Below are 7,960 nucleotides of genomic sequence, written 5' to 3'. Positions count from 1 at the left end.
CGGGTGAGGTAGCGGTCGAGGTCGGAGCTGACGGTCTCGAGGAAGCGGAGGAACCCGGGGTCCTCGACCAGCTCGGACAGGCGGTTCTTGCTCACCGAGCCCAGCAGACGCACGGGATCGTGGACCACGGCATCCCACTTCTCGGGGTCGACCCACCGGAACAGCTCGCGGGTCCGGAGGTCCCACGACCAGCGCAGGTTCATGGCCAACGCCTCGAGCGGAGCCAGCGCAGCCGGCAGCGTGGGGCGGACGGTGAAGCTTCGGAGGGCCTTCATCGGCGACGACCGTACCGGCGGCGGGTTCCGGCGACCTGACCCGTGCCCACGGCATGGGTGCTGTCGCGGGAACGGCGCCTCCGATTCGCACCAATCGTCCCGTCCCCGTTGTATCGAGCCGATTCGTGGGGTAGGGCTGGAGCCGTGGCCACCAGGACTCCTTCTCTCGGCGCGATCGTCATCGACCAGCTCCGGCCGGCAACTCCCGGCGGGAGCGGACGGCCCAAGAGCTCGGTCGGGGAGCGGACACCGGTGCAGGCCCGGATCTTCCGCGACGGCCACGATCTGCTCGCCGCTCGCGTCAGCTGGCGCAAGGCCGGTGGGCGGAAGTGGATTCGGTCGCCGCTGGCGCAGTCGGTCAACGACATCTGGGTCGGCGAGGTCGAGTGCACCGACATCGGCGCCCACGAGGTCCTCGTCGAGGCCTGGACCGACGTCTTCGCCACCTGGCGCAAGGAGCTGCGGCTGAAGGTCGGCGCCGACCAGGACGTCACCACCGAGCTCGAGGAGGGGGCACGGATCCTCGAGGCCTTCGTGCCGGAGTGCTCGGGCAAGGGTCGCAGCCGGGTCGAGGAGGCCATCGTCGCCATCCGAGACGACTCGGCCACCATGGACGTCCGCCTCAACGCCGCCCTCGACGACGCCCTGGTCCCCCTCGTCGCCGGCATCCCGCACGCCGGCGACCTCACCGCAGCCGAGCCCATCTCGCTGTGGGTCGACCGGGAGCGGGCCCGCCACAGCGCCTGGTACGAGTTCTTCCCCCGCTCCGAAGGCGGCTTCAAGGGCTCGCTCGAGCGCCTCGACGCGGTCGCCGAGATGGGCTTCGACGTCGTCTACTTCCCCCCGATCCACCCCATCGGCACCACCGCCCGCAAGGGTCCGAACAACACCCTCGCCCCCGGCCCCGACGACGTCGGCAGCCCGTGGGCCATCGGCGGTCCCGAGGGCGGTCACACCTCGATCCACCCCGACCTCGGTTCGGAGGAAGAGCTCCTCGCCGTCGTCGAAAAGGCCAAGGACCTCGGGATGGAGATCGCCCTCGACTACGCCCTCCAGTGCTCGCCCGACCACCCCTGGGTGCAGGAGCACCCCGAGTGGTTCCACCACCGGCCCGACGGCACCATCAAGTACGCCGAGAACCCGCCCAAGAAGTACCAGGACATCTACCCCATCAACTTCTGGCCCGACGACGACGGCGACCGGAAGGCCCTGTGGGAGGCCTGCAAGGGCATCCTCGACCACTGGATCGCCGAGGGCATCCGCATCTTCCGCGTCGACAACCCCCACACCAAGCCCATGGCGTTCTGGGCGCGGGTGATCCCCGCCGTGCAGGCGGAGCACCCCGACGTGCTGTTCCTCGCCGAGGCCTTCACCCGGCCCAAGGTCATGGCCAAGCTGGCCGAGGTGGGGTTCAGCCAGAGCTACACGTACTTCACCTGGCGGACCACCAAGTCCGAGCTGGCGGCCTACCTCACCGAGCTCACCACCGGGCCCACGGCCGACTACATGCGGCCCAACGTCTGGCCCAACACGCCCGACATCCTCGCCCACCCCCTGCGCGACGGCTCACCGGCGGTGTTCCGGATGCGCCTGCTGCTGGCCGCCACCATGGTGCCCTCCTACGGCATCTACAGCGGCTACGAGCTCTGCGAGAACGAGTGGGCGAGCGAGGCCAACGAGGAGTACCTGAGCTCCGAGAAGTACGAGATCCGCGAGCGCGACTGGGACCGTGAGGACTCGCTCGCCCCCTTCATCGCCCAGGTGAACCGGATCCGGACCGAGCACCCGGCGCTGCAGACGCTGCGCAACACGATCGTGCACCACAGCAGCAACGACGCGCTCCTCGCCTACAGCCGCCACAGCGACGACCTCGACGACGTCATCCTGTGCGTCGTCAACCTCGATGCCGACAGCTGGCAGGAGGACACCTTGTGGATCGACCTGGGCCGGCTCGGCCTCCCTTTGGACGAGCCCTTCGAAGCCCACGACCTCCTCACGGGTGACCGCTACACGTGGCAGGGGCCGAACCCCTACGTCCGTCTCGACCCGGCCGAGACGCCGGGTCACGTCCTCCACCTCCGGGCGATCCGAACGTGAACGAGCCGAAGGACCACCTGCACGCCCAGCTGGCCAAGCACCCCAAGCTCGCCAACGACCCCGGTTGGTACCAGAAGGCGGTCTTCTACGAGGTGCTCGTCCGAGGGTTCAACGACTCCAACGACGACGGCACCGGTGACCTGAAGGGCCTGACCGAGCGGCTCGACTACCTCGAGTGGTTGGGCGTCGACGCCCTCTGGCTGCTGCCCTTCTACCAGTCGCCCCTGCGCGACGGCGGCTACGACATCAGCGACTTCTTCACCGTGCTCCCCGAGTACGGCAACATCGCCGACGCCGTCGAGTTCCTCGACGAGGCCCACCGGCGCGGCATCCGGGTCATCGCCGACATGGTGATGAACCACACCAGCGACGCCCACCCGTGGTTCCAGGAGTCCCGCCAGGGGACCGACAACCGGTTCTCTGATTGGTTCGTCTGGGGCGACGACGACCAGCGTTGGTCCGAGGCCCGCATCATCTTCACCGACACCGAGCACTCGAACTGGACGTGGGACCCCGTGCGTGGTCAGTACTACTGGCACCGCTTCTTCAGCCACCAGCCCGACCTGAACTACGACAACCCCGACGTCGCCGAGGCCATGATCAACGTCGTCAAGTTCTGGCTCGACCTCGGCCTCGACGGCTTCCGCCTCGACGCAGTGCCCTACCTCTTCGAGCGCGACGGCACCAACGGAGAGAACCTTCCCGAGACCCACGAGTACCTGAAGCGGGTCCGCAAGGAGGTCGACGCCAACTACCCCGACAAGGTCCTCCTGGCCGAAGCCAACCAGTGGCCCGCCGACGTCGTCGATTACTTCGGCGACGGTGACGAGTGCCAGATGTGCTTCCACTTCCCGCTCATGCCGCGCATGTACATGGCGCTGCGACGGGAGCAGCGCTACCCGATCACCGAGATCCTCGCCCAGACGCCGCCGATCCCCGACGGCTGCCAGTGGGGCATCTTCCTCCGGAACCACGACGAGCTCACCCTCGAGATGGTCACCGACGAGGAGCGGGACTACATGTACGCCGAGTACGCCTCGGACCCGCAGATGAAGATCAACGTGGGCATCCGCCGGCGGCTGTTCCCCCTGCTCGACAACGACCGGCGCATCGCCGAGCTGTTCCACGCCATGCTCTACAGCCTCCCTGGCTCGCCGATCATGTACTACGGCGACGAGATCGGGATGGGCGACAACATCTACCTGGGCGACCGCGACGGCGTGCGCACGCCCATGCAGTGGACCCCCGACCGCAACGCCGGGTTCTCGAAGGCCGACTTCGAGCGGCTCTACCTGCCCGCCCTCATGGACCCCGTCTACGGGTTCCAGTCGATCAACGTCGAGAGCCAGCAGCGCAACCCAAGCTCGCTGCTGCACTGGGTCAAGCGCATGCTGGAGGTGCGCAAGCAGCACCCCGTCTTCGGCATCGGCAGCTTCGAGGTCCTCACCGCCGAGAACCCCTCCGCGCTGGCGTTCGTCCGGGAGCTCACCGACCCGGACACGGGCGAGGTCGACATCGTCATGTGCGCCTACAACCTCAGCCGCTTCGCCCAGCCCGTCGAGCTCCACCTCGCCCACTACGAGGGCTACGTGCCGCACGAGCTGCTGGGGCGGGTGCCCTTCCCACCCATCGGCGAGCTGCCCTACTTCCTCACCATCGCCCCGTACGGCTTCTACTGGTTCCGCCTCGCCGAGGCGCCGAACCAAGCGGCCGAACCCAGCCCGGGGAGCCCTCAGTGATCGACTCCGACGCCCTCGCTGACGCGCTCTGCGACTACCTGCCCGCCCAGCGCTGGTTCTCCGGGAGCGAGGGAGGCGACCGCCCCTCGCTCGCCATCGACCGGATCGAGGTGATGCGCGACGAGTTCCCGGCCCTGCTCCAGGTCGTGGTGTCTGCCGACGGTGCCCGGTACCAGATCGTGGTGGGCCTGCGCCCCGTCGACAGCCGGGAGGCGTTCCTCGAGGGCAAGCCGGAGGCGATCATCGGCGAGCTCGACACCGAGCTCGGCGCCGCCCTCGCCTACGACGCCGCCATCGACCCCGAGCTCGCCCTGCACCTGCTGTCCGTCATCGCCCCCGAGGAGCAGGTCGAACGAGCACGGCCACTCATGGTCGAGCAGTCGAACACCTCGGTGGTCTTCGACGAGCGCCTCATCATGAAGCTGTTCAGACGCCTCGTCGACGGCCCGAACCCCGACGCCGAGATCTCCCGGGCCCTGGTGGAGGTGGGCTTCGAGAACGTGGCCGGCCCCGTGGCCGAGTGGCGCGGCGACGGCACCGACTACGCGGTGGTCAACGAGTTCCTGGTTGGTGGGGCCGAGGGGTTCTCGCTCGCCCTCACGTCGCTTCGCGACCTCTACGACCGCCGATCGGCGCCCGACGAGGCCGGCGGCGACTTCGCCTTCGAAGCGCGGCGTCTCGGCGTCATCACCGCCCGCATGCACGTGTCGCTCGCCGAGGCGTTCGGCACCGCGCCCGGCAACGGCGGCGAGTGGGCCGACGCCATGGATGCCCACCTGCGGCGGGTTCGCCACCCGGAGGTCGACGTCGAGGCGGTCAGCGCGGCCTACCGTCGCCTGCGCGAGGCGACCGACGTCGGCCCCGCCATGCGCATCCACGGCGACTACCACCTCGGGCAGGTCATGCGCACCGACGCCGGGTGGCACGTCCTCGACTTCGAGGGCGAGCCCGACCGACCCCTCGGCGAGCGTCGGGCCCCGTCGTCGCCCATGCGCGACGTGGCCGGCATGGCCCGGTCCTTCCACTACGCCGCCCAGGTGGCCCTGCGCGAGTTCGGCTCGGAGGCCGACGAGGAGCTCGCCGCCCTGGCCGACGCATGGGAGGCTCGCAACACAGCAGCGTTCATCGACGGCTACCTGACCGCCGATGGGGTCGAGGCGGTGCTCTCCGCCGGCGATGCCGACCGTGAGACGGCCCGCATCGCCTTCGAGCTCGACAAGGCGGTCTACGAGGTCGGCTACGAGCAGGGTCACCGCCCCGACTGGGTAGGGATCCCCCTGTCTGCCGTCCACCGCATCCTGGAGCGCGCATGAACGCCGGCCACGAGTCCGACGACACGCCGAACGCACGGAAGGCCAGCGGCAAGAGGGCGACCGGGAAGAAGGCGGGCGCGGCGAAGAAGGCGTCTGCGGGGAAGCAGGACGTGGCTGGGAAGAAGGTCGTGGCGACGGAGCCGGCGGCGGAGAGGGACCGTGCCGGGCTCATCGGCGACCTCGACCGTCTCGTCCGGGGCGAGCACGCCGACCCCCACCACGTCCTCGGCGCCCACCGGTCGGCCGGCGGCGTGGTCGTGCGCGGCCACCGTCCCGACGCGAAGTCCATGACGCTCGTGCTCGACGGTGGCAGGCGCCTCGAGATGGAGCAGATCCACGACGGCGGGGTCTTCGCCGTCGACGTCCCGCCCTCCGACCTCGGCCCCGACGGCATCGGCGCCTACCAGCTCGAGGTGGTGTACGGCGACGGCCAGACGTACACGCTCGGCGACCCCTACCGCTTCTGGCCCACGCTCGGAGAGCTCGACATCCACCTCTTCGCCGAGGGCCGCCACGAGCGCCTCTGGGAGGTGCTCGGCGCCCGCGTCCGCGAGCACCAGGGCCAGCGGGGCACCTCGTTCTCGGTGTGGGCTCCGACGGCCCGGTCCGTCCGGGTCGTGGGCGACTTCAACGGCTGGGACGGCCGCCTCCACCCGATGCGCACCCTCGGTTCGAGCGGTGTGTGGGAGCTCTTCCTCCCCGACGTCGGCCCCGGCGCCCGCTACAAGCTCGAGATCCTGACCCAGGGCGGCCACCTCCGACTCAAGGCTGACCCCATGGCCTTCGCGGCCGAGCACCCGCCGGAGACGTCGAGCGTCGTGGTGGAGTCCAGCCACGAGTGGGGGGACCTGGAGTGGCTGGAGCGACGGAGGTCGTCCGACCCGCTGCACCGTCCCATGTCGACCTACGAGGTCCACCTCGGGTCATGGCGCACCGTCCCCGAGGAGGGCGACCGGCCCCTCACCTACCGCGAGATGGCCACCGCGCTGGTCGACCACGTGGCCGACCTGGGCTTCACCCACGTCGAGCTCATGCCGCCGACCGAGCACCCGTACACCCCGTCGTGGGGGTACCAGGTGTCGAGCTACTTCGCCCCCACCTCGCGCTTCGGGTCGCCCGACGACTTCCGAGCGCTGGTCGACGCCTTCCACGCACGGGGCATCGGGGTCATCGTCGACTGGGTCCCCGCCCACTTCCCCAAGGACGACTGGGCCCTCGCCCGCTTCGACGGCACCGCCCTGTACGAGCACGAAGATCCCCGCCAGGGAGAGCACCCCGACTGGGGGACCCTCGTGTTCAACTTCGGGCGCCCCGAGGTCCGCAACTTCCTCATGGCCAGTGCCCTCTACTGGGTCGAGGAGCTGCACGTCGACGGCCTCCGGGTCGACGCGGTCGCTTCGATGCTCTACCTCGACTACTCCCGCGAGGAGGGCCAGTGGGTGCCCAACATCCACGGCGGGCGGGAGAACCTCGAGGCGGTGTCGTTCCTCCAGGAGGTCAACACCGTCATGCACGGCCGCTACCCCGGCGTGATGACGATCGCCGAGGAGTCCACCGCCTGGCCCGGTGTCAGCCGTCCCGTCTACGTGGGCGGCCTCGGGTTCGGCCACAAGTGGAACATGGGCTGGATGCACGACACCCTCGAGTACTTCTCGAAGGATCCGATCCACCGGCGGTTCCACCACCATCAGCTCACCTTCGGGCTGATCTACGCATTCAGCGAGAACTTCGTCCTGCCGCTCTCGCACGACGAGGTCGTGCACGGCAAGGGCTCGCTGCTGACCAAGATGCCCGGCGACCGCTGGCAACAGCTGGCCAACCTCCGTGCCCTCTACGGCTGGATGTGGGCCCACCCCGGCAAGCCGCTCATCTTCATGGGCTGTGAGATCGCCCAGGAGCAGGAGTGGTCCGAGGCGCGGAGCCTCGACTGGCACCTCCTCGACGACCCCGGCCACGCCGGAATCCGAGACCTCGTGCACGACCTCAACACCCTTCACTCGGACGAACCCGCCCTCTGGACCGGCGACTTCGAACCGTCGGGCTTCCAGTGGATCGACGCCAACGACGCCGACCAGAGCTGCTACTCGTTCCTCCGCACCCCCGTGGGCGACGCCCACGCCGACGCACGTCCGGTCGCCTGTGTCGCCAACCTGACCCCCGTGCCCCGCTACGGCTACCGGGTCGGCCTCCCCGAGGCGGGGGCCTGGGAGGTGCTGCTCAACACCGACGCCACCTGCTTCGGTGGCAGCGGCGTCGACGTCGGTCCCGTGCTCGACACCGAGGAGCGCGACTGGCACGGCCACGACCACTCCACCGTCCTCACCATCCCACCCCTCGGCGTCGTCTGGCTCGCCCCCCAGCGCTGACCTTCCCGCGCCCCGGGTTGTGTGCGCGGACGGTCGGGAGCGGACGCCTGGAGCGCACAACTCGACGCCTCTACCCGGGTTGTGTGCGCGGACGGTCGGGAGCGGACGCCTGGCGCGCACATCTCAGCGCTGACACGTGCCGACGCCGGCTGTCACACCCGGCCGCGAGG

The 7,960-nt window shown here is 69.6% G+C and carries 5 protein-coding genes; 4 read left to right on the top strand and 1 reads right to left on the bottom strand.

Translation table 11 applies throughout. The features are described 5' to 3' along the window. The coding region (locus VMN58_10010; GenBank protein ID HUF33527.1) for a DUF3417 domain-containing protein at window positions 1-275 on the bottom strand (275 nt) is incomplete at its 3' end. Between the two features lie 144 nt (window positions 276-419). Between VMN58_10010 and VMN58_10005 the strand changes: the two genes are divergently transcribed. Genes VMN58_10005 through glgB form a run of 4 tightly spaced genes read left to right on the top strand, consistent with a single transcriptional unit; the run spans window position 420 to window position 7,790 of the window. Further along, entirely contained in the window at window positions 420-2,372 is a 1,953-nt protein-coding gene (locus VMN58_10005; protein ID HUF33526.1) for an alpha-1,4-glucan--maltose-1-phosphate maltosyltransferase, read from the top strand. After that, window positions 2,369-4,111 carry a maltose alpha-D-glucosyltransferase gene (treS, locus tag VMN58_10000; GenBank protein ID HUF33525.1) on the top strand — a complete coding sequence of 581 codons (1,743 nt, stop codon included), beginning with the start codon at window positions 2,369-2,371 and terminating at the stop codon, window positions 4,109-4,111. The genes VMN58_10005 and treS overlap by 4 nt, the downstream gene beginning before the upstream one ends. Beyond that, window positions 4,108-5,424 (top strand): phosphotransferase, encoded by a 1,317-nt coding sequence (locus tag VMN58_09995; protein ID HUF33524.1) that lies wholly within the window; start codon window positions 4,108-4,110, stop codon window positions 5,422-5,424. Before treS ends, VMN58_09995 begins: the two co-directional genes overlap by 4 nt. Next, window positions 5,421-7,790: a 1,4-alpha-glucan branching protein GlgB gene (gene glgB / locus VMN58_09990; GenBank protein HUF33523.1), complete on the top strand. Its 2,370-nt coding sequence runs from the start codon at window positions 5,421-5,423 to the stop codon at window positions 7,788-7,790. Before VMN58_09995 ends, glgB begins: the two co-directional genes overlap by 4 nt. Window positions 7,791-7,960 lie beyond the last annotated feature (170 nt).

The organism is Acidimicrobiales bacterium, from assembly GCA_035512495.1.
Classification (GTDB): Bacteria; Actinomycetota; Acidimicrobiia; order Acidimicrobiales; family CADCSY01; genus DATKDW01.
Note: the sequence above shows the minus strand (reverse complement) of the source record. Positions and strands in the feature narration are given on the sequence as shown.